This is a genomic window from Nonomuraea sp. WAC 01424 (assembly GCF_003947315.1).
In the GTDB taxonomy this organism is placed as follows: domain Bacteria; phylum Actinomycetota; class Actinomycetes; order Streptosporangiales; family Streptosporangiaceae; genus Nonomuraea; species Nonomuraea spiralis.
The window spans coordinates 13,872-37,139 of record NZ_QHHZ01000022.1 but is presented as its reverse complement, the minus strand read 5'-3'; the positions used below and the strand labels follow the sequence as shown (position 1 = coordinate 37,139).

Sequence of the window (23,268 nt, the reverse complement as noted above, 5' to 3'; positions counted from 1 at the left end):
CCCTTGACAGCCGTGACTCTCCACCGCCGATACCGGCTCCCGGCCGACAGGACGACCGTCGCCGGCGTCGCCGTCCTGGCCGTCCTGGTGGCGGTGGCGATCCTCGCCCCGGTCGTTGCGCCGCACGACCCGCTCGCCATCGACTTCTCGGCCGCGCTGAGCGGCCCGAGCGCCGATCACCTGCTCGGGGCCGACCAGTCCGGCCGCGACGTCCTGTCCCGCCTGATCTTCGGCGCGCGGGCGGGACTGCTCGGCCCTCTCCTGGTGGTGACCCTGTCGACGGTGGCGGGCACCCTGCTCGGCGTCCTCGCCGCCTGGACCGGCGGGGTCGCCGACGCGGTCCTGTCGCGCGCGATGGACTTCGTCTTCGCCTTCCCCGCGCTGCTGCTGGCGATCAGCCTGGTGGCCATGTTCGGGCCCGGTCTGACCGCGCCCGTCGTGGCGATGAGCATCGCGTACACCCCCTACGTCGGACGGCTGGCGCGCGGCGTCGCCCTGCGGGAGATGTCCCGTCCCTACATCCACGCCTACCGGGTGCAGGGCTGGTCCGGCTGGGTCATCTGCCTGAGACACCTGGTCCCGAACGTCGTGCCGCTGATCCTCGCGCAGTCGGCGATCAACTTCGGCTACGCGCTCATGGACCTCGCGGCGCTCTCCTTCCTCGGGTTCGGCACGCAGCCGCCCGTCCCGGACTGGGGCGCCATGATCAACGAGGGCGCGTCCGCGCTGCTCCAGGGCGCCATGCTGCCCGCGCGGGCCCCCGGCGCCGCCGTCGTGGTCACGGTGGTGGCCTTCAGCATCGTCGGCGAGGGCATCGCCGACCGCGTCTCCGGGAGGGAGCGTTGATGCTCCAGATCGACGACCTGACCGTACGGCTGGCGCCCGGCCAGGCCGCACGGCCCATCCTGGACGCGGTGTCGCTGCGCGTCGCCCAGGGCGAGGCCGTCGGGCTCGTCGGCGAGTCCGGGTCGGGCAAGTCCGTCACCTGCCGGGCCGTGCTCGGCCTGCTGCCCCGGCAGACCGCCGTGAGCGGGCGCGTCCTGGTCGACGGCCAGGACGTGTTGTCGCAGACCGCCGCGGGACTGCGTGACCTGCGCCGCCGCCGAGTGGCGATGATCTTCCAGGATCCGCGGGCGTCGATCAATCCCGTCCGGCGGATCGGCGACTTCGTCACCGAGGGGCTGCGGGCGGGCGGCCTGCCGTACCGGCAGGCCCTCGATCGTGCGGAGGGGCTGCTGGAGGCGGTGGGCATCGAGGACCCGCGAGCCGCGCTGCGCCGCCACCCGCACGAGTTCTCCGGCGGGATGCTGCAACGGGTGATGATCGCCGGGGCGCTCGCCGCCGAGCCCGACCTGCTGCTCGCCGACGAGCCGACGACCGCGCTGGACGTCACCACACAGGCCGAGGTCATCGCGATCCTGTCACACTTGAGAACCGCGCGCGGGATGGGAATGTTGTTCGTCACCCACGACCTGGAACTGGCCGCGGCCATCTGCGATCGCATCTACGTGATGTACGCGGGCCGGATCGTCGAGGAGCAGGCCACCGGCGAGCTCTTCGCCCGGCCCCGCCACCCGTACACGGCCGGGCTGCTGGCGGCCACGCCCCGGCTGGAGTCGCACGAGCCCCCGCACGGCGTGCCGGGCAGGCCCCTGTCGCTCGCGGAGTCGCCGGACGGCTGCGCGTTCGCGGCCCGCTGCCACCTGGCCGTCGAGAGGTGCCGGGAGCAGCGGCCCGCGCTGGAGACCCTGGAGCACGCCCAGGTGGCGTGCCTGAGAGCGGGAGAGCCTGTCCATGACTGAGAACGTGCTGGAGGTCGAGGGGCTGCGCAAGGCGTTCAGCGGCAAGACCGCCGTGGACGGCGTCTCCTTCTCGCTGCGGGCGGGCGGCTCGCTCGCCGTGGTGGGCGAGTCGGGATCGGGCAAGACGACGACCGCGCGCATGCTCGTCGGCCTGGAGATCCCGGACGCGGGACGGATCGGCGTCGAGGGCCGCGACCGCTCGCGCGTCCCGCGCGGCCGCCGGGCCAGGCTCGCGCGGGCACGGGAGATCCAGATGGTCTTCCAGGACCCCTACCTCTCCCTGGATCCGCGCATCAGCGTGAGCGAATGCGTGGAGGAGTCGCTGCGGCTGCATTTCGCCATGGACCGGCAGGCCCGGCGGGCCCGGCGCGATGAGCTGCTGGAACGCGTCGGGCTCGGCGAACGCGAGGCCGCCGCGCTGCCCAGGCGGCTGTCCGGCGGGCAGCGCCAGCGGGTCGCCATCGCCCGCGCGCTCGCCACCGAACCGAAGGTGCTCATCCTGGACGAGGCCACCTCGGCGCTCGACGTGTCCATCCAGGCGCAGATCCTCGACCTGCTGGCGCGGATCCGCCGCACCCTCGACATCGCCTACCTGTTCATCACCCACGATCTGGCCCTGGTCCGGCACGCGGCCGACGACATCGTCGTGCTGTACCGCGGCAAGGTCGTCGAGGCCGGGCCGACCGAGCAGGTCCTGGCCGCCCCCCAGCACCCCTACACCCGCCTGCTGCTGCATTCCGTGCCGCGGCCTGGCTGGGACCCCGTACAGATCGCCGCCGACCGGCGCGCCCTTCAGGAGATCATGTGAGTGACCTCGCGCATCTGCCCGCCACGCAAGCCCTGAAGCTGTTCAGGACCCGGGCCCTGTCGCCCGTCGAGCTCATGACCGCGGTCGTCGAGCGGGCCGAGGCCGTCGAGCCCCGGGTCAACGCGCTCAGCGAGACGATGTTCGAGCAGGCGCTCGACCAGGCCAGGAAGGCCGAGCACGCCTACGTCCACGGGTCGCCGCGACCGCTCGAAGGGCTCCCGGTCGCCACCAAGGACGAGCAGCCGATCGCGGGAAGGCGGGCCAGCGACGGCTCCCTGGCCTACGCCGGCCACGTCGCCGACGTCACCCACCCGGTCGTGGAGCGCGTCATCGCCGCCGGCGGGATCGTCCACGCCCGCACCACCACGCCGGAGTTCTGCTGCGCCGCCTACACGCACTCCCGGCTGTGGGGCCTCACCCGTAACCCCTGGAACCTGGACTACTCGCCCGGCGGTTCCTCCGGCGGCGCGGGCGCGGCCCTGGCGTCGGGGACGGCGACGCTCGCCACGGGGTCCGACATCGGCGGCTCGATCCGCCTGCCCGCCGCGGCCACCGGCACGGTCGGATACAAGCCGCCTTACGGGCGGGTGCCCGCGATGTCGCCGTACAACCTGGACCACTACTGCCATGACGGGCCGATGGCCCGCACCGTCGCCGACTGCGCGCTCCTGCAGAACGTCATCGTCGGGCCGCACCCGGCCGACGTCGTCTCCATCCGCCCCGCCGTACACGTCCCCGAACGCCTCGGCGACGTCGCGGGGTTGCGCATCGCCTATTCCCCCGACCTGGGGAACTGGGAGATCGAGCCGGACGTCGCGGCCAACACCCGCGCGGTCGCCGACGCGCTGGCCACGGCCGGGGCCGTCGTGGAGCAGGTGGAGGTGCCGTTGCGGCGCGCCGACGTCATGCGCGCGGCCTTCATCCACTTCGGCGCCATCTTCGGCCCCATGGTCGCCGGCGTGGCGGACGCGCACCGCGACGAGCTCACGCCCTACGCCCTCGCCTTCGCCGAGGACTCTCGCGCCGCGCTGGCGCGCGACGGCTTCCTGGCCGGGCTGGAGCTGGAGGGCCGCATCTACGCCGTGATCGGTGACCTGCTCGACCGGTACGACGCGCTGATCTGCCCCACCGCCGGCGCCGCCGCGCTGCCCGCGGGCGAGGACTACGTGGACACCAAGCTGACGGTCAACGGCGTCCGGCTCGACCACTACCTGGAGTATTCGCTGACGCCCGTGTTCAACATCGCCAGCCGCTGCCCCGTGCTCAACGTCCCGTCGGGCCTGTCGTCGTACGGCGTGCCGACCGGGGTGCAGATCGTCGGCCGCAGCTACGACGACGCGACCGTCTTCCGCATCGGCGCCGCCGTCGAACGCGTCCTGCCGTGGCCCACCCGCCCGCAGCTCTGAGGAGAGTTTCATGACTTCTGCCGACATCCTGTTCGTCAACGGCCGAGTACGCCCCATGGCCGGCGCTCCGAGCCGTGCGGTGGCCGTAGGCGAGGGGCGGATCCTCGCGCTCGGCGACGACGAGAAGATGCGCGACCTCGCGGGCCCGCGGACCGAGGTCGTCGACCTGGCCGGCCGGACCCTGCTTCCCGGATTCCAGGACGCCCACGTGCACCCGGTGCTGGCCGGGCTCTCCATGACCCGGTGCGACCTGCACGAGGCGCGGGACGCCGCCGACGCCCTCGCCGTTGTCCGCGCGTACGCCGCGGCCAATCCCGAGACGCGCTGGATCTCCGGCGGTGGATGGTCCATGGAATGGTTCCCCGGCGGCACGCCGAGCCGGGCCGCCCTCGACGAGGTCGTCCCTGACCGGCCGGTCTACCTGATCAACAGGGACGGGCACGGCGCATGGGTCAACACCGAGGCCCTGCGGCTGTGCGGCGTCGACGACGGCACCCCCGACCCGGCCGACGGGCGCATCGAGCGCGAGCCGGACGGAACCCCCCAAGGAACCCTGCACGAGGGCGCCGCCTCGCTCGTGGGCAGGCACGTGCCAGAACCCACGGACGAGGACCTGCTCCGCGGCCTCCAGGCGGGCCAGCGACGCCTGCACCAGGCCGGAGTGACGGCATGGCAGGACGCGATGGTCAGCCCGGAGGTCCAGCGCGCCTACGAAGCCGCCGCCGACGCCTCGATACTCACCGGTCGCGTGGTCGGGGCCCTGTGGTGGGACCGGGACCGGGGCGAGGAGCAGATCCCCGACCTGCTCGCCCGCCGTACCACCACCGGACGGTTCAGGGCCGCCAGCGTGAAGATCATGCAGGACGGTGTGGCGGAGAACTACACCGCCGCCATGACCTCCCCCTACCTGGACGGCTGTGGATGCCGGACCGGCAACAGCGGCATCAGCTTCATCGGTCCCGCGGACCTGCGCGCCCACATCACCCGGCTGGACGCCGTCGGGGTCCAGGTCCACGTGCACGCGGTCGGCGACAGGGCCGCCCAGGAGGCGCTGGACGCGTTCGAGGCGGCGCTCAAGGTCAACGGGCGCAAGGGCAACCGGCATCACATCGCCCACCTCCAGGTCGTCCATCCCGACGACGTGCCGCGGTTCGCGGCCCTGGAGGTCACCGCCAACATCCAGCCGTTGTGGGCGGCGCACGAGCCGCAGATGGACGAGCTGACCATTCCCTTCCTCGGCGACCGGCGCGCCGCCTGGCAGTACCCCTTCGGCGACCTCCTGCGCGCGGTCGCCGCCCTCGCCGCGGGCAGCGACTGGCCGGTGAGCAGCCCGGATCCGTTCCTCGGCATCCACGTCGCCGTCAACCGGATGCTCCCCGACGGATCGGGGCGGCCGTTCCTGCCCGCGCAGCGCCTCCCGGTGGCGGCGGCCCTGTCGGCGTACACGATCGGCACCGCCCGGATCAACCACCTCGACACCCGGACGGGGACCATCGAGCCCGGCAAGCTCGCCGACTTCATCGTCACCGACGCGGACCCGTTCGCCGTCCCTCCCGGTGACCTGGGCGGTATCACCGTCCTCGCCACCTACGTGGAGGGACGACGGGTGCACACGCATCCGTCCTTCTGACCGCGCGCCGCCCGACCAGCCGCAGAAGCGGCACCCTCCTCGCCTTCGCCGCAGGTTCACTGGCCTGCGCGCTGGCGCCGTCCATGCCCGTCCTGATCGCCGCGAGGGCCGTCCAGGGCGTCGGCGGGGGCGGACTGGTGGTCACCGCGATCAGCGCCCTGGCGCAGATGTTCACCCGCGAGGAACTGGTGAGACGCCAGGGTCACCTCACCGGTGTCTTCGCGCTCTCCTCGCCGGCCAGGCCGCGGCTGGGCGGCCTGCTGGCCGCCGGACCCGGCTGGCGCTGGATCTTCCTGGTCAACCTGCCGCTGTGCGCCGCGGCCGCGCCCTGTCGCTGCGGGGGCTGCCCGGCCGGGCACAGGACCGTGGCCCCGGCTCGTTCGACACGCGGGGCGCCGTCCTCGTCACCGTCATCGGTGGCAGTGTGGTCGCGCTCGGTTCCGTTCAGTCGCTGGCCCGCAACCCGTGGGGCACCGCGGTCGTGCTCGCCGTCGTGGCCGTCTGCGCGCTGCTCTTCGTCAGGGCCGAACGTCGCGCGGCCGAGCCGCTGATTCCACCCGCCCTGTTCCGCGATCGCGCGGTCTCCCGCAGCATCGCCTCGACGGCCCTGACCGGCGTCGCGCTCTTCGGTACGTTCGCCTTCATCCCGCTGGCCATCCAGGAGGGGACCGGCGCCGGCAGCGACGAAACGGGGCTGCTTCTGCTGGCGCTGACCACCGGCCAGCCGGCGGCCACCACCACGTTCTCCGTCATCGCCCAGGGACGCGCCCGGCCCGACCTGATCGGCTCCACCATGGGCGCGCTCACCTTCGCCCGGCAGCTCGGCCGCCGCGATCTGCCTGGCCGCCGCCCTGGCCGCCGCGCCCCGCGCCAAGGACGACGCGGCCGAGCCCGAGGGCCGGGACGCCGTGACCATCCGCCGCCCGGGACCGGGATCACAGCGGATCGGAGACCAGTGACGGCCCTTGACCTGCGTGTCCCCGCTCAGGACGGAACTGGATGACGATCATGGGCCCGGCGGGATGAACTGGCTCCGACCGCCAGAAGTACCACGATCAAGATTGTCTGGTGTGGCGAATCCGGGTTCCGGACAATCCATCAGCCACCAAGACTGGGGCACCTGCCCGCCGGCACCTGCCCGGCGGGCCGACCTTTGACGACCTGGGCCTGCCCGGGCAACGAATGAGGAGAGATCCCATGCTGAGAAGGTTCATCCCGGCTGCCGTCGCCGCACTCTCTCTGGCAGGGCTGGCGTTCACGTCGCCTGCAAGCGCGGACAGCCTTTCCTCCTCCACCGCGTACGGCTGCGCGAGCGGAGACTTCTGCATGTACACGACAGAGGTGATCTCCGCCGGAACGAAGATCAGCATCGGCCGCGGCGAAGACTGGCCGGCGACGGGGGAGTCCAGCGAGACCACCAGCCCGTACTACAACGTGCGATCCTTCTTCAACAACGGCACGCCCCAGAACGAGGACCACGTGGTGGTCACCTACATCCGGGGGGACACCGGCTCCAGGCGTTCGACGTGTGTTCACTTCGCCGAGAACGGCAACCTCGCGTCGGGGCACGAGTGGCCCGACGGACGCGTCTACGTGACCGTCATCAAGATCGACTGGGTCAACGCCTGGACGGCGCCGTGCAACGGGTAGCCCGCATCCGCCGCTGATCCGGCGGAACACCGGTCCGGCCCACCTTGAACCGCGAGGGGGCCGGGGGGATCGGTTACGACAGGTGGGCGTAGATGGTGTAGTCCGCGCCGGAGTAGGTGCCGCGGAAGGTCAGCTCCTGGTACGGGTCCGTGCCGACGGTGAAGGTCTCGCTGAGGATGATGTCGTCGGGGGAGGTGATGTCATCCTCCACGATCTTGATGGTCCAGGTGTCGCCGGGCACGAAGATGATGGGGAGCGTCCCCTGCCGGCCCACCGACTTGTTGTTGTAACCGTTGGGGCAGCCGCGTACGAGGTTGATGTACCAGCAGTCGCGGGCGTTGACGTTCATCCAGTCGCGGTCGTCCGGCCAGACGCGTCCCTCCTTGCCCACCGGGCCGATGAGTGTGATCGCGACCTCGTCGTTGCCGCTCTCGTTCTGGTCGTCGACGATCATCAGTTCGAGGGGGAGCCGTAAGCTGTCGCTCGCCGAGGCGGGTCGTGGTAGGGCTGGCCCCACCTGTTCCGGTCAGTACGCACGCCTATGAATACGCAGGTCAGCGGCATCGTGTGGGGCTATGGGCCCGTCGTACGGTTCTTGGCGTCAAGCAGGAGCGACACCGAGGAGCACGTGACATGACCGTTGGCCGGAAGCTTGCCGCCCTCGCGGTGGGCCTGACCATCGTGCCCGTCCTGGCCCAGGCGGCCTTCGCGGCCGAGCCCGCCGAGCCCGCCGCCCCCGTGCGCGCATTGGAGGCGGCGGCGTACGAACTGCGCTCGACCGAGCCGGGCGCGAAGGACGGCGACCTGACGGCCTTCGGCCGGATGGTCGGCGATGCCCAGGTGGTCGGCATGGGGGAGGCGACCCACGGGTCGCATGAGTTCTTCACGGTGAAGGAGCGGGTCTTCCGCCATCTCGTGGAGAAGAAGGGTTTCACCACGTTCGCCCTGGAGGCCAGCTGGTCGGGAGGGGTGCGGCTCGACGAGTACCTGCGGACGGGCAAGGGCGACCTGCGAGCCATCGCCAAGGAGGTGCTCCGGGCTTCGCCGTGGGAGCGTGAGGAACTCGTCGGGATGCTGGAGTGGATGCGCGAGCACAACCGCCGCGACCCCGGCCGCCCGCTGCACGTCATGGGCGACGACATCGGCGCGCCGAAGGTCGGTGAGGAGGTCTTCGCCCGCGTCGCGCAGTTCGTACGCGGCGCCCACCCCGACTCCACCGCCCCCTTGGCCGCGCTGTACGAGGGGTTGCGCCCGCTCGACGACGTCTTCGCCTACCTCAACCGGCCGCTCGACGAACGCCGGCAGCTCGCCGGCAAGGCCCAGCAGGCGCTCGACCTGCTCGTCAGCCTGGGAGGACCGCGGGCGTCCGCCGCGTACGACAGCGCCGTCCAGGACGCCCGGTTCATCGCCCAGACCGCCAAGTTCGCCGGCTACGACCTGGCCGGGAAGTCCTGGCTGAGCGTCGTGCAGCGCTACCGCGACCAGGTCATGGCCGACAACACCGTCTGGTGGCTGCGGCACCACGGCGGCAAGATCCTCATGTCCGCGCAGAACACCCACGCCGGCTACGTCGCCGGAGACCCGGCGCTCTACCCGAAGACGCAGGGTGCCTACCTGCGCGACATCCTGGGCAAGAAGTACGTCGCCGTCGGTTTCACCTTCGACCGCGGATCGTTCCTGTCGAAGGACGCCGCGCTCGGCGGCGACTGGAAGCAGTTCACCGCCGGTCCCGCCGAGCCCGGCAGCAACGAGCACACCCTGGACCGGGTCCGCTACGACGACTTCTACCTCGACATGCGTACCGCGCCCGCCGCGGCGCGCGACTGGCTCGCGGTGGCTCGCCCGACCCGCAACATCGGCACGCAGTACCCCTACCCGCTGCTCGACACCGCCCTGTCCCGCGCCTTCGACGTGCTGGTCCACCTGCACGAGGTGCGAACGGCGAAGGTGCTCTAGTAGCGCACGAGGGAGGAACGGTTCACCGTGCGTCGTCCGGGGGCGAGGAAGGCGCCGGAGCCGGTGAACCAGTACAGGCTGACCGTGGTGAGCAGCTGGTCGCGGTCGATCGGCAGGTCGGTCCAGTCGTGGAACTTCTCGGCGATCCAGGCGAGCTGCAGCAGCGGTGAGTCGGTCAGACCGTAGCCGATGGTCTGCGGGCGGCTGTTCTGGATCGCCAGGTACCCGGAACCTTCCCTGGTGAACGCGTCCATCCGGTCCAGGATCAGCTTGTCGACCGGGTCGTCCTCGTTCAGCCGGTCGGCGGTTCCGGGCATGAAGGTGGCGACGTTCGCGGCGGTCAGCGGATCGGTCACCACGTGCATGCCGATGACATGCTCGCCGTCGAAACCTCGCCCCGTCCCTGCCCGGGTACGCCTTCTCGACCCCGCTGGGCGGGACGGGCTGGGCGATGGGCCGCACCGCACGCGCCTGGGCCGAGCTGATGCGCCGGCTCGGCTACGAGCGGTACGGCGTGCACGGCGGCGACGTCGGCGCCGGCGTGTCCGGCATGGTCGCCGCTGGGCTATCCGGTCGACGCGCGGCCCGGCGTGGCCGGCGGCTACCGGCTCGGCACGGGCGGTGCCCTACCGCCGCTGCTGCTGGACGACGAGGAGGCGGTCGCGGTTGGTCTGCGTACCGCGGCGAACGGCTCGGTCGCGGGCATCGAGGAGACCTCGGTGCGCGCGCTGGCGAAGTTGCAGCAGGTGCTTCCCTCGCGGCTGCGCCGCCAGGTCAGCGCCCTCCAGTCGTACGCGCTGCCGATGCCGTCGCGTGGCCCGCAGGTGGATCCGGACGTGCTGACCGTGATCGCGAGCGCGTGCCGGGACCACGAACGGCTCCGGTTCGACTATCGGGCGTTTTCCGGCGCGGACAGCCGGCGTTCGGTCGAGCCGTACCGGCTGGTCAACGACCGGCGGCGCTGGTACCTGGTGGCCTGGGACCTGGACCGGGACGCCTGGCGTACCTTCCGGGTCGACCGGATCGAGCCGCGGACGCCGACGGGGCCGCGTTTCACACCCCGTGCGCTGCCGCCCGACCCGGAGATCGCGGCGCAGGTGGAACGCGGAGTCGGCGAGGCGACCTGGCGGTACCGGGCCCGGGTGATCGTGCACGCGCCCGCCGCGTACGTGCGGGGCCGGTTGCCGATCGCCATGGAGGTGGAGTCGCTGGGGGAAGACCGGTGCGCGTTCGAGCCGGGCTCGGACCATCCCGAGATGCTCGCCCTCTACCTGGGGCTGCTGGACGCGGACTTCACGATCGTGGACTCGCCCGAACTGGTCGACGCGCTGCACAACCTGACGAAACGCTACCAGCGGGCGATCGACGCCAGCCGGCAGAACCAGCACCAGCCTCCGCCGGAACCGGAACCGGAACCGAGTTGATCTTGTTCACCTCCCGGACCGATCGACGGCCCGTCACGGCGCAAGGGTTCCTCCGACGCCCAAGATGATCAGATCGAGCCCGGCGTGGAAGGCACGGTCCCGGTCTTCCCTGGGCCAGCCGCCGGTTCCGGTCTTACGGTTCTGTTCCTCGATCGTGTAGCCGTTGACGTAGGCCAGGGCGGTGTCCACGGCGACGGTGGCGAGCTCGGCGGGGATCCCCGCGGCGACCAGGGCGACGATGAGCCGCTCGAACGTGCGGACGGCCTCCTCGCCCGGGTGCTGAAAGCCTGAGATCAGGCGGGCGCCGTCGCGGTGGGCCAGCATGGTCTCGCGCATGCCGGACGCCACACCGCGCAACAACTCGTCCCAAGGGACCTCGGCTGGCGGTACGACGTCGTCCGCCGGGCCGACCAGGTGCGCGACCATGGCGTCCAGCAGGGCCTGCTTGCTGGGGTAGTGCCGGTACAGCGCACTCGCCCGCACCCCGAGCCGGCTCGCCAGCAGCCGCATGGTGAGCGCGTCGAGGCCCACCTCGTCGAGCAGTTCGATCGCCGCCCGCAGCACCTCGGTACGCCGCTGCCCCATCGTGTCCTCCTGGAATCCGGCTTGACAGCCCTGCCCGAGCTACGTGAACAATGTACACGTGAACGTTGTTCACCTGCGAACGGAGGATCATGATGACACGTGTCCTGGTGATCGGGGCGGGGCTCGGCGGGCTGACCCTCGCGCACGCCCTCGTACGAGCCGGCCTCGACGTCGCCGTGTACGAGGCCGACGACGGCACCGGCGAGCGGGCCCAGGGCTACCGGATCGGACTCGCGCCACCGGCACTGGAAGCCTTACGGACCGGCCTGCCGCCTCGGCTCTACGAACTGGCCAAAGCCACCAGCGGCAGCCTGACCGGGCCGGGGCTGCTGTTCGACGAGCGGCTCACGCTGCTCAGCAGCGACCTGCCGGGACCGGAGGAGGCCAGGGCGTTCGACCGGCAGGTGCTGCGGCAGATCCTGCTCGGCGACCTGGACGGCCGGGTCGCCTTCGGCAAACGGCTGACGAGCTGCACGGAAGCCGCGGACGGGACCGTCACCGCGTTCTTCTCCGACGGCACGCAGGCCACGGGCGACGTGCTGGTCGGAGCCGACGGCGGGAACTCGGCGGTACGGCGCCGGCTGGTGCCCGAGGTCGAGCTCGTCGACGCCGGCCTGTGCGGGGCGATGGGCCGCACCCCCGCCACCGACCGTTTCCTGGCGCTCGTGCCAGGTCGCGGCACGATGGTCAAGGGACCGGGGATCACGCTGATGCTGGGACGCATGCAGTTCGACAGGGAGCCCTCGGAAGCCGCCGCCGAACTCGTACCCGGCCTGCCCATGCCCCGCAGGGAAAGCTACGTGCGGTGGGTGCTGCTCCTCCCGCCGGAGCATCCGGCGGCCACCACGCCGGGCCGGGAGGACGCCCGCGAACCGGTGCTGGAGCTCATCGACGGCTGGCATCCCGACCTGCGCGACCTGGTGCGCGGCGCCGACATGAGCGCCATGGGCCGCTCCAAGGTCTTCGAGCGGCCGATGCCGCCGTGGCCGGTGGGCCGTATCACGCTGCTCGGTGACGCCGCGCACCTGACACCGGCCAGCGGCGGCAACGGCGCCACCACCGCGATGCGGGACGCGGTACAGCTGAGCGCGCGGCTGGCCGAGGTCGATCAGGGCCGGCGGGACCTGCTCCCGGCTCTGGCCGAATACCAGCACGACCTGCTGGAACGCGGGAACGCGGCAGTGGAGGCCGGCAAGCGGGCGGTGCCCAGGTTCGTCCCGGCCGGGGGCGAGGCACGATGAGGAATGAGCCGCGCACCCCACACGAACAGGTTCTCTCCGCCGACGGAACCACGATCGGCTACCGCCGCCGTGGCCGCGGACCCGGGCTGATCCTCGTCCACGGCGGGATGCAGGCGTCGCAGCACTTCGCGAAGCTCGCCGCCGCCCTGTCGACAGACTTCACCGTCTATGTGCCCGACCGGCGCGGACGCGGGCTGAGCGGCCCTCACGGCGCCGACTTCGGCGTCATGCGGGAGGTCGAAGACATACAGGCGCTCGTCACGGCGACCGGCGCGTCGCAGATCTTCGGTCTGAGCACCGGTGCGCTCGTCGTCCTGCGTACGGCCCTGAGCACGCCCGCCCTTGACCGGATCGCCCTGTACGAGCCCCCACTGTCGATCGACGGCTCGGCGCCGATGGACTGGGTGCCGCGCTACGACCACGAGGTGGCCATGGGAAAGAGCGCATCAGCGCTGGTCACCGCACTGAAGGGGCTGGACGCCGAACCGTCGCTGTTCAGCAGGATCCCCCGCTTCGCCCTCGTGCCGCTCCTGGCGATCGGCGCGCGGTTGCAGGGCGCCGGGCCCGCAGACGAGGTGCCGGTCAAAGCGCTCATCCCGACGCAGCACTTCGACATGCAGGTGGTCAGGGAGATGGCCGACACGGTCATGGACTACGCGGCGCTCGACGCGCGGGTGCTGCTCCTCGGCGGTACGAAGAGCGCGGACTACCTGCGTCTGGCCCTCCGGAAACTGTCCGAGGTGCTTCCCCGCGCGCGAAGCGTCGACCTGCCCGGAATCGGGCATTCAGGACCGGAGGACGACGGAGCCCCGCTGGTCGTGGCCGAAGCCCTGCGGGAGTTCTTCAAGGGCCGGTGACGATGGGGTGCCGCTAGGAGTTCCTCCTGGTGATGCGCAAGGCGAAGTCCGCGTAGGTGTCCGCCACTTCGTTCGGTTCGTACGGCAGGGCGGAGTCGTACCAGTTCGCCACGCGCATCCCCATCCCGCTGATCGCGGTCACCGCGAGAAAGGCGTCGGGCACGTCGAAGACGCCCGCGGCGATGCCCTCGTTGATGGTGTCGATGAGCAATTGCCGACCGGCCGCGCGCAGCATGAGCGCGGGGCCGGCCAGCTCGGGGGAGAGGGCGTGCAGTTCGTTGTTGGCCACGACGGCGAGCATGGGGAACTCCGCGTGCGCCAGGACGTGCGCGCGGACCACCCGCCGCAGGCGCGACGCGGGATCCGCCGGGCCGGCGGCGGCCGCCTCGGTCAGCCGCCGGTGGTGCTCCTCGTGACCGATCCGCACCAGCTCGGCCAGGACGTTCTCCTTGGTCGGGTAGTGGGAGTAGAGGGTCGCCGAGCGGATCTCGCAGGCCACCGCGAGGTCGCGGATGGAGGTCCCGTAGAAGCCCCGCTCGGCGAAGAGCTGCAGCGCCTCGCGCAGGATCCGGCCGGAGGTGCCTTCGAGCAGGATGTGCTCGGGCAGCCGGATGTCGGAGGCGGCGATCCTGCGCTGGGTCGCCAGAGCTGCCGATCGATCGTTCGTCACACGCTCATTCTGCCAAGATGTCGGTCCGGTTGGTCTCCTTGAGCGCCAGGGCACAGGCGAGGGAGACCAGCAGGGACGCGCAGACGTAGGCGGCCACGGCCTGGATGCCGACGGCGGTGAGCAGGGCGGTGGCGATCAGCGGGGCCAGGCCGCCGCCGAGGACCGCGGCGATCTGGCCGGCGACCGAGGCCCCGCTGAAGCGTACGGCGGTGGGGAACTGCTCGGCGATGAAGGTGATCAGCGGCGAGTACATGATGGTCATGAAGCCGAAGGCCAGCGCGTAGCCCAGGTGGATCAGGGCGGTGCTGCCGGTGCCGAGCAGGGCGAAGAACCCGAACGAGAACAGGGCGGACACCGCCGAGCCGGTGACGATCAGCGGACGGCGGCCGAAACGGTCGGACAGGCGTCCGCACAGCGGTCCGAGCACGATCACCACGACCGAGCCGATGGCGACCGCGATCAGCGGCACCTGGGCGGGCAGCTTGAGCTGGACGGTCAGGTACGAGCCGGCGAAGACGAGCAGCACGTAGAAGATGACGTAGAAGCCGAAGCCGGTGCCCACGCCGAGCAGGACGGTACGCGTGTGGCGGCGGAACACCTCCAGGACGGGCGCCGAGTGCCGGGTCCTGGCCCCGACGAACGCCGGGCTCTCCGGGGCGGTGGCGCGGACGGCCAGCCCGACGAGCACGAGCACGGCCGAGAGCAGGAACGGGATGCGCCAGCCGTAGGAGAGGAAGTCGGCCCTGTCCATGCCGGCGACGGCCATGATGGCGACCGTCGCCAGGAGCAGTCCGGCGGGTCCGGCGGTGGGGACGAAGCTGCCGACGTAGCCGCGGCGGTGGCGGGGCGCGAACTCGGTGGTCATGAGCACCGCGCCGGTGACCTCGCCGCCGTAGGAGAAGCCCTGGACGATCCGCAGGGTGATGAGCAGGACCGGCGCCCAGATGCCGATCGAGTCGTAGGTGGGCAGCAGGCCCATGGCGGTGGTGGCCAGGCCCGCGACCAGCAGGGTCATGACGAGCATGGACTTGCGGCCGATGCGGTCGCCGTAGTGGCCTGCGACGATCGCGCCGACGGGGCGGGCGACGAAGCCGATGGCGAAGCCGGCGAACGCGACCAGGGTGCTGACGGTCGGGTCGGAGCTGGGGAAGAAGAGGGTGTTGAAGACCAGGGCCGTCATGAAGCCGTAGAGGAGGAAGTCGTACTGCTCGATGACGGTGCCCGCGAAGCTGCCGATGGTCACCCGCAGGAGGGCGGGTCCGGGCCGGCTCTCGACGGTCATGGGGGGTTCCTTTCCGAGCGATCGATCGGTAGGCCGAGAGTAGCCGACCGATCGATCGGCAGGAAGACTCCGTTCTACTGCGGTACGAGCCCGTTGCGGCGTACGTCCGACCACGTGCCCCGGTCCACGCAGATGCCGCAGTTCGGGCCGTAGAACATGGCACGCGCCTCGGGGTCGTCCATGAGCTGGAAGCGCCACCAGGCGGTGGTGGGCGCGGCGAACGGCCCGGGGTCGCCGACGACGGTGAAGTGGTCGGCGCCGCGCACCTCGCCGTAGATCGCCGGGATGTGGTCCGCGTCGTCGTAGAAGGCCTTGACCAGCCACGGCCAGACGATGGAGTCGTACTGACCGGCCATGAGGAAGGCGGGGACGCGGACGGCGTCGATGTCGGCCAGCGGGCCGGGCTGGATCGGCAGGATGCTGTCGATCCGGGCGTCGGCGCCGACGCCGATGGCCGCCGCGCCGCCCTGGGAATGCCCGGAGGCGCCGATCCGCGTCAGATCGACCTTGCCGTGGAAGATGCTCGACGGGTCGGCGTCGCGGCGGGCGAGGGCGTCGATCCCGGCACGCATGGAGATGCCGAGGTTCGACATCGGGGTGTTGGCGGCGGAGACGATGAAGCCGTGGCTGGCCCACTGCAGGAGCAGGTCGCGGTAGACGAGCGGGGCGCCGCCCGTGCCGTTCCCCCAGACGATCACCGGGTGGCGGCGGCCGCTCTGGGCGATGTCGCGCGGGTAGTAGAGGGTGTTGACCGCGCCGATCTCCACGGCGGTCGCGTAGGGGCCGGGTGCGCCCCAGTCTGTGCTTGCGGCCCGGGCGGGGGTCGTGCCCAGGACGAACACGAGAAGCAGGGGGATGAGCAGGCGTCGGAACAAGGCGGCCTCCTGACTGGGGGTTTGAACGAATCCTGAACACGCCGGAGGCCGCCGTCTCTCCGCACTCGGGGCAAGAATTGACGCGCCGGTTTGGGCAATGTGACGATCGCGGGATGTCCGACCTGCACAGCCGGATGCAGCCGAGGGTGCGGGAGCTCACCGCCGCGGTGATCGCCCGGTGCGCCGCCGAAGTGCCGTTCTACCGGGAGTTGCCGCCCGAGACCCTGCACGGCGAGGTGACCCAGTCGGTCTCGGCGGTCCTCACGATCCTGCTGCGGACGCTCGGCCGTCCCGGCGCCATGGGCCAGGCCGACCTGACCCGCATCATCGAGTGGTCGGCGCGCCGGGCCGAGGACCGGCTGCCGCTGGAGGCGGCGGTGACCGCCTACCTCATCGGCGCGGAGGTCTGGTGGCAGGCGCTGACCGAGGTGGCCGCGCCGGACGAACTGGCCGCCGCGGGCAGAGGCATGCTCGACTGCCTGCGTACGGCGATGCCCGCCGTCGCCCTGGCGCACCAGCAGGCGCAGGAGGACATCAGGAGCGAGGACAAACGGGTACGACGCGCGCTGATCAGCGCGTTGCTGAGCGGTCACCCGTACGAGAGCCTGGCCGAGGCGGCGGGGGTCGAGGTGGGCCAGGCGCACGAGGTGCTGCTCCTCGACCTGGGACAGCCCGCGCCGCCGGTCCGGCTCGTGCAGTCCGCGCTGGACGCGCACACCAGCACGCTGGTGCTGATGGACCACGTCGACGGAGTCGCGCTGCTGCCCGGCGGCTGCGCTCTGGACTCGCTCGCGGGCAGACTCGCCAAGGCGGTGGGACGGCCCGTACTGGCCGCCGCGGCCTCCGCCGCCGCGCCCGCGGCGATCCCGGAGGCGGCGGCGGAGGCCCGCGAGGTGCTGGCGCTGGTACGCAGGCTCGCCCGGCCGCCCGGCCTCTACCGCCTGGACGACGTGCTGCTCGAACACCAGCTCGCCCGTCCCGGCGCGGGGCTGGTACGACTGGCCGCCAAGCTCGCCCCGCTCGACGGCCACCCGCACCTGCTGGAGACGTTGCGGGCCTTCGTCCACCGCGGGCACAACCGTCGCCAGACCGCGCTCGACCTGCACATCCACCGCAACACGCTGGACTACCGGCTGCAGCGGGTGAGCCTGCTGACCGGGCTGGACCTCGCGGCTCCCGAGCAGGCGCGGCTGCTGGCGGGGGCGGTCACCGCGCGCGATCTAGCCAGACCCTGAGCTCCTCGTCCCGCGGCGCGTGCACGACGCCGGAGCCGGGGGAGTCGAAGACCATGACGGGCCGGGAGGAGTCCCACGGCTCCCAGCCCGGATCACCGGTCGCCGCGAAGGCGATCCAGGCCCGGTGCATGATGTCGGCCAGCTCCTGCGGGGCCTCGTCACCGGCCATCTCGCGGCAGTGACGCAGGTTGTCGAAGACGAAGCCGATCTCCAGGCTGTGGCAGGCGCGGAGGTCCATGATCTTCGTCCGCCAGACGAACTCGTAGACATGGGCACGGTCCACGCTGTCGGCCAGGCGGTTGACCGGGGCACGCAGGAGCAGGTCGGTGGCCATCTCGCCGAGCAGTTCCCCGGGTGTGGCGCCGGGGCGGGCGGACCGGTAGAGGCGGACGGTCCGCCCCGGGATGCGCAGCTTCAGCAGGGCCAGGCGCAGCGTGAGCCGGCTGACCCGGTCCACCGCTCCGCTGGGGACGAACCAGAGGCGGTACTCCTCCCGGTTCGCGCCGATGAGGAGGTCGGCCTCGACCGGACCGGCGTCCGGCTCCGTCACGATGTGGAAGCCGGGCCCGCCGGTGATCGGGTCGGCCTTGCCGATCACCTCGACCTGGGCGTCGAGCAGGCGCTCCCGGTCGACCGCGGCGAACGCCCCGGCCGTGGCCGGCACCCCCAGCCGGGACGCCATCAGCTTCACCGTCCTGGCGGCCTCCTCGCGCGTCACCGTGTGCGGCGGACCGCTCTGCATGATCGCGCGGCGGAACAGGCCCTTGGCGCGTGGGCTGGTGAGCAGCGCGCCGATGCTGATCGCGCCCGCCGACTCGCCGAAGACGGTGACGTTGCCGGGGTCGCCGCCGAAGGCCGCGATATTGTCGCGTACCCACTCCAGGGCGGCGATCTGGTCGAGCAGGCCGCGGTTGTCGGGCGCGTCGGGGAAGACGCCGAAGCCCTCGACGCCGAGCCGGTAGTTGATCGAGACCAGGACGACGCCGTCCCTGGCGAAGGCGGATCCGTCGTACAGGGCCATGCTCGACGAGCCGTTGCGCAGGGAGCCGCCGTGGATCCACACCATCACGGGACGCGCGCCGTCGTCCGTGGCCGAGGTCCAGACGTTCAGGTTGAGGCACTCGTCGCCGGGGATCTGCTCCTCGGGGATGAGCCGGTCGAGCGGCGGCCGATAGGGCCGCTTGGGGGCGGTCGGCCCGAACTCCGCCGCGTCACGTACACCTTCCCAGGGCTGTACGGGCGCGGGGGCGCGGAAGCGGTGGGCGCCGAACGGGGGCGCCGCGTAGGGAATGCCGCGGAAGACGTGGATCCCGTTCTGGATTCGGCCGCGCACCTTGCCGTGCCGGGTGGCCGCGATGATGTCCATGAACCGGATCCTACCGATCGATCGGTCGGCGGCTATGGCGACTTGGCGCTGTTCGCGGGCGGCATGCTATCGTCCTCGTATCATTCAAGCCCTGAACGATTTGAGATGAGAATCGGCGCCCTGGGTGACCCGCGGCGACCGCAGACGTAACCCTTGCCCGCGGAGCCCTCTCTGCGTCCATGCCTCCGAAGGAAGTCCCATGAAACTCGCACCCCACCTGCACCGCCTCGGAAACGACCTGGTGGCGTGCTACCTCGTCGACACCGCCGAGGGCATCGCGCTCATCGACGCGGGACTACCCGGCCACTGGCGGGACCTGCAGCGCGAACTCCGCTCACTGGGCAAGTCCGTCGACGACATCCGCGGCCTGGTACTGACCCACGGCGACGCCGACCACCTCGGTTTCGCCGAACGCCTGCGAAGCGCCCACGGCGTACCGGTGTTCGTGCATGCCGCCGACGCCGTGCGCACCCGCACGGGGGATAAGCCCAAGGTCGCGGTCGGCCCGATGCGTCTCGGCCCGACGCTCGGGTTCTTCGGTTACTCCATCCGCAAGAACGGCCTGCGCACCCGCCACGTCCGCGAGGTGACCGAGGTCGGCGACGGTGACGTCCTGGACCTGCCTGGCAGCCCGGTGATCGTGGGCATGCCGGGGCACTCGCCGGGGAGCGTGGCGGTGCACGTCCCGCTCGCCGACGCCGTCTTCGTCGGGGACGCCCTGACCACGCGACACGTCCTCACCGGCCGCGGAGGCCCACAGCCGGCGCCGTTCACCGACGACCCGGCCGAAGCGCTGTCCTCCCTCGACCGGATCGCCGGACTGTCTGCATCCTGGGTGCTCCCCGGCCACGGCGCACCCTGGCGTACCTCACCGGCCCAGGTGAGCGAGGCGGTCCGGTCAGGATCGGCCGGCGCCCGCACCTGAACCCGCGGGACGCCGACCGTGAGCAGCGTGACCACGTCCCCAGTGGCGCGCGACGGGCCCTGATCATCCCCGCGCCCTCACCGGCGGTTCAGCCGCAGTGCACGTTGTCGAGCTTGACGCTCGTCCACGACGGCGAGATGCCCTCGACGTCGATGCACTGGCCGGCCGCCGAGACGTACACCGGGCCGGCGTAGTACGCGTAGTCTCCGGCGTCGCTGTCCTTCCCGCTGCCGTCGCCCCTGGAGATCACGACACCCTTCCATCTCGTGGTGTTGGCGTAGGGGCCGTCACCCTAGGTCAGGGCACAGTTCTTGCCGGTGCTGGAGCTGTAGTACACCTCCAGAATGCCCGTACGGTAGCCATACTTCTGAACGCCGATGTCGTAGACACCGACCCGGGAGTAGCCGCTGCCGCAAGGCCCGGCCGCGCCGGCGGGAGCGGCACCCGCCACCAGCGTGGTGGAGGTGGCAAGGGCCGCACCGGCCAGGAGAGTCGCCAGCTTACGTGTGCGCACGAATATCATTTCGAATGCCCAGTACTGTGATCATGAATATCACCGGCTCACGGCCGCCACGCGCGAGTCGTGATCAATGTGACAGTTCGCACATTCACCCCCTCGCTGCCCGTGTCGTAAGCACCCGGCAGCGCCCCCACGTCGAATCCGCCTCCTCCCAGGTGGCCTCCGCGCACAGGCCCCTGGCCGCCTCGTTGATGATCACCCTCGCTCGGCGGAGCATGACCCACCGCACTGACAATCCGCGGCTTGCTCTCCGTACGATCGGCGTGCTTGACCTCAAGTGCACTTGAGGTTCTATCGTTCATCGTCATGAGCACAACGAACATCGCCGACCAGACGAGCCGGACCGACGTTGAAGCGATCAAGCAGGTCGTGGCCGCGGTTGAGCACTCGCAGAACAACGAACTCCCCGACGAGTTCGTCGCTCTGTTCCGCGCCGACGCGATCTGGACGACCGGCCATGGCAGGCGCCTCTTCGGCCGTGATGCGATCTCGACGTTCACGCACCAGGTGCTTCCCGGAGGCACGCAGGGCGCGACGGTGACGTTCGAGGTCGAACACGTCCTGTTCATCCGTTCCGACGTCGCGGCCGTGAAGGTGGTCCAGACCTACCGGAACCCCGACGGGACGGAAGAGGTGGGTACGCCCCTGTTCGTCATGGCGAAGGAGGACGGGCAGTGGCGCCTGACCGCCTGTCAGAACACCAGCGTGTTCAGCGGCGACTGACCCCACACGACGCCACGCACCTCCGGCGACCGGACGCACGCCAAGTCGCCGTCCCGCGCGTCAACGACCCCGTCCGGCATGTCCGGCGGGGTCTTCTCGCGGTTGTGGCGGCTGGGCGCGCTGTTGTTCGGTGCGTACGGCTGGCAGCCCGCCCAGGCTGAGTTCCGTTCGCCGTACCTGGCCGCGACGGGGTCCCGGTACGCCGACACCCCGATGGCCCGCTTCCACTACATCAAGGCGGGATCCGGCGCTCCGCTGATCCTGATCTCGCCCGGTGGCAGCACTGTGATCGGCTGGAAGGAGCAGGCCGACGTACTGGCCCGCGAGCACACCGTCTACGCGGTCGACCTGCCCGGCCAGGGTTACATCCAGGTCAAGGACCCGGACTTCGGCTACGACCTCGACGCCATGACCACCGCCATCGGCTCCTTCATGGACTGCCCTAGGGTCAGACGTACGTCCTGGACGGCTGCGGCCACGCGCCCCGGCTCGATTGCCCGGACGCGGTCAACCGCCACCTCCAGACCTTCTTCGCCCCCGCACCCTGACCCGTTCGGTGAGCCGACCGGACAAGGGCCGCACCCGTGGACGTTCTACTGCGCCGATTGCGCCTGAACCTTGGCGGAGTCGAACTCGACGTACTCGATGACCGCGCCGCCGGGGTGGCGGATCGTCAGGTTGCGTCCGGTGGGGACTTCGTTCGGGCCGTCAAGGGTGTCGCCTCCCTCGCGTTCGACGATGGCGAAGACGTCATCGAGGTTGTCGACGATGACGGTGGCCTGCACGTCGCGGTAGGGCGCCAGCGCCTCAGGGGTGCCTGCGACGAGTAGGTAGTCGCCGATGCTCGCCAGTTCGAGGTCCCGGTAGGGGAAGCGTAGCCCCGGCCGGGCGGCGGTGAGGGCCTCGAAGGTGGGCAGGGCGGTGTCCAGGTCGTCGACATAGATACGGGCATAGGTGGTACGGGTCGCCATGCGCGAACACTCCTTGATCATTTCCATTTTCTCGAAATACGGAAATGATCCTATGCTGGTCGCATCTGGACATGTCAACTGAGACCGACGTCAGGAGAGCGGGATGCGATCGCCGGCCGAGCCCAAGGCGGCAGACCTGGATCTGGTCGCTGTGTTGCACGCGCTCGGCGATCCCGTCCGCCTGGGCCTGGTACGCCTGATGGCCGCGGACGGCGAGGTGTCCTGCAGCCCGCCACACCTGAACGTCCCGCGTTCCACGCTCTCCAATCACTGGCGCATCCTGCGTGAGGCGGGCATCACCTCGACGCGTGCCGAGGGCAAGGCCCGCTATATGACGCTGCGTCGTGACGACCTGGAGGCCCGCTTTCCAGGCGTGTTGGGGACGATCCTCACGGCCGCCGCACCCGACGCGGCCGTCGGCCAGGGTCAGTGACCGGGAGCCGTCAGGCAACCGCCGTCCTTGATGTAGCCCCCCACCTCCACCTTCGACTCACGCTCGTTGTAGAACCCGGTCACACATCCACCCCGCAGCTCGATCGCGAACACCACGGCGGAGCCGGCGCCTCCCGCCCTGATGATGACGTTCGTCCCCTGTGGGGCGACCGCCCGGACCGCCTTCGCGATGTGGGCCTCGCCGCGCAGTTCCCGTTCGCGCAGGTCGGCGAACTTGCCTCGCAACGCCTTGGCCACCGGCTCGGCCTCCGCGGCCACCTCCGGAGAAAGCGTGGCGCGCTGACGGTACGACTTGTTGTCCGCGTGCTTCTGCTCCCAGGACGGCATCGTCACGCAAGGGCTGGGCGTCGGCAGCTCAGCGGCTTCTGGGCAGGGCAACAGGGCCGACGGCGACGGCCCTGCTCCCTGCGTCCGCACCACACCGCAGCCGTTCAGGACGGCCGACAACAGGACGGCGACAAAGGCGGCCAAGACTTTCATGTCCCAACGGTCGGACACGACGAACCAGAACACAAATCACGGCTACGGTCGAAACGCTCCCCGGATGCGGGTTCGAGGGCGGCGGCGTATGGCAGCCGGGCTGGATTCCCGCCCAGACCTCGAAACGAGCCCGGCGCACCGAGGAGGCCCGGCGGCACGGCCGATCATACGCATTGACATCCCTCCTGACACTCTCTCCATCCAGCCGGCAGACGGAGACGTTGTCCGAGGTCATTCATCAATCTTGAGAGGTGCACCAACGAATTGCCGCGATCTGGATGCCCCACCGCCTTTGCCGCCGATAGTGAAAGCTACTTCGGTGCATGAAGATGGTGAGCGAAATGTGAGACGGGTGCGCCGCACTCAAGAGGCGCGGGGGCTTTCGTCCCATAATCCCTTGTGTCGGGCG

The 23,268-nt window shown here is 70.9% G+C and carries 27 protein-coding genes and 2 pseudogenes; 18 read left to right on the top strand and 11 right to left on the bottom strand.

Features of this window, described 5'->3' with window-relative positions:
* The first annotated feature begins 12 nt into the window (after positions 1-12).
* The 8 genes and pseudogenes from DMB42_RS44570 (at position 13) to DMB42_RS44540 (ending at position 7,296) form a co-directional block, all read left to right on the top strand.
* The gene (locus DMB42_RS44570; RefSeq protein ID WP_260478323.1) at positions 13-846 is read left to right on the top strand and encodes an ABC transporter permease; all 834 of its coding nucleotides are present in this window, start codon (positions 13-15) and stop codon (positions 844-846) included.
* Entirely contained in the window at positions 846-1,802 is a 957-nt protein-coding gene (locus DMB42_RS44565) for an ABC transporter ATP-binding protein (RefSeq protein WP_125645846.1), read from the top strand. The genes DMB42_RS44570 and DMB42_RS44565 overlap by 1 nt, the downstream gene beginning before the upstream one ends.
* Positions 1,795-2,610: an ABC transporter ATP-binding protein gene (locus tag DMB42_RS44560; protein WP_125645844.1), complete on the top strand. Its 816-nt coding sequence runs from the start codon at positions 1,795-1,797 to the stop codon at positions 2,608-2,610. Before DMB42_RS44565 ends, DMB42_RS44560 begins: the two co-directional genes overlap by 8 nt.
* Positions 2,607-4,016, top strand: coding sequence for an amidase (locus DMB42_RS44555; protein ID WP_125645842.1), 1,410 nt, complete (start codon positions 2,607-2,609; stop codon positions 4,014-4,016). The genes DMB42_RS44560 and DMB42_RS44555 overlap by 4 nt, the downstream gene beginning before the upstream one ends.
* A 10-nt stretch (positions 4,017-4,026) precedes the next feature.
* Entirely contained in the window at positions 4,027-5,646 is a 1,620-nt protein-coding gene (locus DMB42_RS44550; protein WP_125645840.1) for an amidohydrolase, read from the top strand.
* An 83-nt stretch (positions 5,647-5,729) separates the two neighbouring features.
* Positions 5,730-5,918: pseudogene (locus DMB42_RS56525) on the top strand (MFS transporter); the annotation flags it as partial.
* 38 nt (positions 5,919-5,956) lie between these two features.
* Positions 5,957-6,649, top strand: coding sequence for a hypothetical protein (locus tag DMB42_RS55645; protein ID WP_260478313.1), 693 nt, complete (start codon positions 5,957-5,959; stop codon positions 6,647-6,649).
* A 323-nt stretch (positions 6,650-6,972) separates the two neighbouring features.
* Positions 6,973-7,296: a hypothetical protein gene (locus DMB42_RS44540; protein WP_125645838.1), complete on the top strand. Its 324-nt coding sequence runs from the start codon at positions 6,973-6,975 to the stop codon at positions 7,294-7,296.
* Between the two features lie 73 nt (positions 7,297-7,369).
* Here DMB42_RS44540 and DMB42_RS44535 read toward each other — a convergent pair whose 3' ends face one another.
* Positions 7,370-7,750: a hypothetical protein gene (locus tag DMB42_RS44535; RefSeq protein WP_125645836.1), complete on the bottom strand. Its 381-nt coding sequence runs from the start codon at positions 7,748-7,750 to the stop codon at positions 7,370-7,372.
* A 179-nt stretch (positions 7,751-7,929) separates the two neighbouring features.
* Here DMB42_RS44535 and DMB42_RS44530 point away from each other — a divergent pair, with 179 nt between their 5' ends.
* On the top strand, positions 7,930-9,252 hold the full coding sequence (locus tag DMB42_RS44530; protein WP_125645834.1) for an erythromycin esterase family protein: 1,323 nt from the start codon (positions 7,930-7,932) through the stop codon (positions 9,250-9,252).
* Here DMB42_RS44530 and DMB42_RS56185 read toward each other — a convergent pair.
* Positions 9,249-9,617 carry a hypothetical protein gene (locus DMB42_RS56185; RefSeq protein ID WP_312024804.1) on the bottom strand — a complete coding sequence of 123 codons (369 nt, stop codon included), beginning with the start codon at positions 9,615-9,617 and terminating at the stop codon, positions 9,249-9,251. The genes DMB42_RS44530 and DMB42_RS56185 overlap by 4 nt on opposite strands.
* Before the next feature lie 26 nt (positions 9,618-9,643).
* On the opposite strand from DMB42_RS56185, the pseudogene DMB42_RS56520 reads away from it, so the two are divergent.
* Both DMB42_RS56520 and DMB42_RS44515 read left to right on the top strand, forming a co-directional pair.
* A pseudogene (locus DMB42_RS56520) lies at positions 9,644-9,808 on the top strand (alpha/beta fold hydrolase); the annotation flags it as partial.
* 34 nt (positions 9,809-9,842) lie between these two features.
* On the top strand, positions 9,843-10,676 hold the full coding sequence (locus DMB42_RS44515) for a WYL domain-containing protein (RefSeq protein ID WP_260478312.1): 834 nt from the start codon (positions 9,843-9,845) through the stop codon (positions 10,674-10,676).
* Between the two features lie 33 nt (positions 10,677-10,709).
* Here the strand turns inward: DMB42_RS44515 and DMB42_RS44510 are convergent, their stop codons facing one another.
* Complete coding sequence (locus tag DMB42_RS44510; RefSeq protein ID WP_125645832.1) at positions 10,710-11,261, bottom strand: TetR/AcrR family transcriptional regulator C-terminal domain-containing protein; 552 nt, start codon at positions 11,259-11,261, stop codon at positions 10,710-10,712.
* An 89-nt stretch (positions 11,262-11,350) separates the two neighbouring features.
* Between DMB42_RS44510 and DMB42_RS44505 the strand changes: the two genes are divergently transcribed.
* The gene (locus DMB42_RS44505; RefSeq protein WP_125645830.1) at positions 11,351-12,502 is read left to right on the top strand and encodes an NAD(P)/FAD-dependent oxidoreductase; all 1,152 of its coding nucleotides are present in this window, start codon (positions 11,351-11,353) and stop codon (positions 12,500-12,502) included.
* Positions 12,499-13,359: an alpha/beta fold hydrolase gene (locus tag DMB42_RS44500; protein ID WP_125645828.1), complete on the top strand. Its 861-nt coding sequence runs from the start codon at positions 12,499-12,501 to the stop codon at positions 13,357-13,359. The genes DMB42_RS44505 and DMB42_RS44500 overlap by 4 nt, the downstream gene beginning before the upstream one ends.
* Positions 13,360-13,372: 13 nt before the next feature.
* On the opposite strand, the gene DMB42_RS44495 is transcribed toward DMB42_RS44500, so the two are convergent.
* The 3 genes from DMB42_RS44495 to DMB42_RS44485 form a co-directional block, all read right to left on the bottom strand.
* Positions 13,373-14,029, bottom strand: a complete 657-nt coding sequence (locus tag DMB42_RS44495; RefSeq protein ID WP_125645826.1) for a TetR/AcrR family transcriptional regulator — start codon at positions 14,027-14,029, stop codon at positions 13,373-13,375.
* 4 nt (positions 14,030-14,033) lie between these two features.
* A complete protein-coding gene (locus DMB42_RS44490; protein ID WP_125645824.1) occupies positions 14,034-15,311 on the bottom strand; it encodes an MFS transporter in 1,278 nt (425 codons plus the stop codon).
* Positions 15,312-15,385: 74 nt separating this feature from the next.
* The gene (locus tag DMB42_RS44485; RefSeq protein ID WP_125645822.1) at positions 15,386-16,186 is read right to left on the bottom strand and encodes an acetylxylan esterase; all 801 of its coding nucleotides are present in this window, start codon (positions 16,184-16,186) and stop codon (positions 15,386-15,388) included.
* Between the two features lie 113 nt (positions 16,187-16,299).
* On the opposite strand from DMB42_RS44485, the gene DMB42_RS44480 reads away from it, so the two are divergent.
* Positions 16,300-17,421 carry a CdaR family transcriptional regulator gene (locus tag DMB42_RS44480; RefSeq protein WP_125645820.1) on the top strand — a complete coding sequence of 374 codons (1,122 nt, stop codon included), beginning with the start codon at positions 16,300-16,302 and terminating at the stop codon, positions 17,419-17,421.
* On the opposite strand, the gene DMB42_RS44475 is transcribed toward DMB42_RS44480, so the two are convergent.
* A complete protein-coding gene (locus DMB42_RS44475; protein WP_125645818.1) occupies positions 17,393-18,787 on the bottom strand; it encodes a carboxylesterase/lipase family protein in 1,395 nt (464 codons plus the stop codon). The two genes, DMB42_RS44480 and DMB42_RS44475, sit on opposite strands and share 29 nt — an antisense overlap.
* Positions 18,788-18,986: 199 nt before the next feature.
* On the opposite strand from DMB42_RS44475, the gene DMB42_RS44470 reads away from it, so the two are divergent.
* Positions 18,987-19,712 (top strand): MBL fold metallo-hydrolase, encoded by a 726-nt coding sequence (locus DMB42_RS44470; RefSeq protein WP_125645816.1) that lies wholly within the window; start codon positions 18,987-18,989, stop codon positions 19,710-19,712.
* A gap of 88 nt (positions 19,713-19,800) precedes the next feature.
* Here the strand turns inward: DMB42_RS44470 and DMB42_RS53810 are convergent, their stop codons facing one another.
* Both DMB42_RS53810 and DMB42_RS44465 read right to left on the bottom strand, forming a co-directional pair.
* Positions 19,801-19,962, bottom strand: a complete 162-nt coding sequence (locus DMB42_RS53810; RefSeq protein ID WP_185845186.1) for a hypothetical protein — start codon at positions 19,960-19,962, stop codon at positions 19,801-19,803.
* A gap of 42 nt (positions 19,963-20,004) precedes the next feature.
* Positions 20,005-20,226: a hypothetical protein gene (locus DMB42_RS44465; protein WP_125645814.1), complete on the bottom strand. Its 222-nt coding sequence runs from the start codon at positions 20,224-20,226 to the stop codon at positions 20,005-20,007.
* A gap of 312 nt (positions 20,227-20,538) precedes the next feature.
* Between DMB42_RS44465 and DMB42_RS44460 the strand changes: the two genes are divergently transcribed.
* Together DMB42_RS44460 and DMB42_RS44455 are read left to right on the top strand one after the other, a co-directional pair.
* Entirely contained in the window at positions 20,539-20,955 is a 417-nt protein-coding gene (locus tag DMB42_RS44460) for an SgcJ/EcaC family oxidoreductase (RefSeq protein ID WP_125645812.1), read from the top strand.
* Positions 20,956-21,033: 78 nt separating this feature from the next.
* Positions 21,034-21,570 (top strand): alpha/beta fold hydrolase, encoded by a 537-nt coding sequence (locus DMB42_RS44455; RefSeq protein ID WP_125645810.1) that lies wholly within the window; start codon positions 21,034-21,036, stop codon positions 21,568-21,570.
* Here DMB42_RS44455 and DMB42_RS44450 read toward each other — a convergent pair.
* Positions 21,549-21,926: a VOC family protein gene (locus tag DMB42_RS44450; RefSeq protein WP_125645808.1), complete on the bottom strand. Its 378-nt coding sequence runs from the start codon at positions 21,924-21,926 to the stop codon at positions 21,549-21,551. The two genes, DMB42_RS44455 and DMB42_RS44450, sit on opposite strands and share 22 nt — an antisense overlap.
* 103 nt (positions 21,927-22,029) lie before the next feature.
* Between DMB42_RS44450 and DMB42_RS44445 the strand changes: the two genes are divergently transcribed.
* Positions 22,030-22,359, top strand: coding sequence for a helix-turn-helix transcriptional regulator (locus DMB42_RS44445; RefSeq protein WP_125645806.1), 330 nt, complete (start codon positions 22,030-22,032; stop codon positions 22,357-22,359).
* On the opposite strand, the gene DMB42_RS44440 is transcribed toward DMB42_RS44445, so the two are convergent.
* The gene (locus tag DMB42_RS44440; protein ID WP_125645804.1) at positions 22,353-22,859 is read right to left on the bottom strand and encodes a hypothetical protein; all 507 of its coding nucleotides are present in this window, start codon (positions 22,857-22,859) and stop codon (positions 22,353-22,355) included. The genes DMB42_RS44445 and DMB42_RS44440 overlap by 7 nt on opposite strands.
* Between the last annotated feature and the right edge of the window lie 409 nt (positions 22,860-23,268).

Coding starts and splice junctions, on each gene's coding strand:
- DMB42_RS44505 (WP_125645830.1), top strand. CDS start 11,351: ATGATGACACGTGTCCTGGTGATCGGGGCGGGGCTCGGCGGGCTGACC.
- DMB42_RS44560 (WP_125645844.1), top strand. CDS start 1,795: ATGACTGAGAACGTGCTGGAGGTCGAGGGGCTGCGCAAGGCGTTCAGC.
- DMB42_RS44565 (WP_125645846.1), top strand. CDS start 846: ATGCTCCAGATCGACGACCTGACCGTACGGCTGGCGCCCGGCCAGGCC.
- DMB42_RS56185 (WP_312024804.1), bottom strand. CDS start 9,617: ATGCACGTGGTGACCGATCCGCTGACCGCCGCGAACGTCGCCACCTTC.
- DMB42_RS44480 (WP_125645820.1), top strand. CDS start 16,300: ATGTCCGACCTGCACAGCCGGATGCAGCCGAGGGTGCGGGAGCTCACC.
- DMB42_RS44535 (WP_125645836.1), bottom strand. CDS start 7,750: ATGATCGTCGACGACCAGAACGAGAGCGGCAACGACGAGGTCGCGATC.
- DMB42_RS44460 (WP_125645812.1), top strand. CDS start 20,539: ATGAGCACAACGAACATCGCCGACCAGACGAGCCGGACCGACGTTGAA.
- DMB42_RS44510 (WP_125645832.1), bottom strand. CDS start 11,261: ATGGGGCAGCGGCGTACCGAGGTGCTGCGGGCGGCGATCGAACTGCTC.
- DMB42_RS44455 (WP_125645810.1), top strand. CDS start 21,034: ATGTCCGGCGGGGTCTTCTCGCGGTTGTGGCGGCTGGGCGCGCTGTTG.
- DMB42_RS44550 (WP_125645840.1), top strand. CDS start 4,027: ATGACTTCTGCCGACATCCTGTTCGTCAACGGCCGAGTACGCCCCATG.
- DMB42_RS44450 (WP_125645808.1), bottom strand. CDS start 21,926: ATGGCGACCCGTACCACCTATGCCCGTATCTATGTCGACGACCTGGAC.
- DMB42_RS44500 (WP_125645828.1), top strand. CDS start 12,499: ATGAGGAATGAGCCGCGCACCCCACACGAACAGGTTCTCTCCGCCGAC.
- DMB42_RS44470 (WP_125645816.1), top strand. CDS start 18,987: ATGAAACTCGCACCCCACCTGCACCGCCTCGGAAACGACCTGGTGGCG.
- DMB42_RS44440 (WP_125645804.1), bottom strand. CDS start 22,859: ATGAAAGTCTTGGCCGCCTTTGTCGCCGTCCTGTTGTCGGCCGTCCTG.
- DMB42_RS44540 (WP_125645838.1), top strand. CDS start 6,973: ATGTACACGACAGAGGTGATCTCCGCCGGAACGAAGATCAGCATCGGC.
- DMB42_RS44530 (WP_125645834.1), top strand. CDS start 7,930: ATGACCGTTGGCCGGAAGCTTGCCGCCCTCGCGGTGGGCCTGACCATC.
- DMB42_RS44490 (WP_125645824.1), bottom strand. CDS start 15,311: ATGACCGTCGAGAGCCGGCCCGGACCCGCCCTCCTGCGGGTGACCATC.
- DMB42_RS44445 (WP_125645806.1), top strand. CDS start 22,030: ATGCGATCGCCGGCCGAGCCCAAGGCGGCAGACCTGGATCTGGTCGCT.
- DMB42_RS44475 (WP_125645818.1), bottom strand. CDS start 18,787: ATGGACATCATCGCGGCCACCCGGCACGGCAAGGTGCGCGGCCGAATC.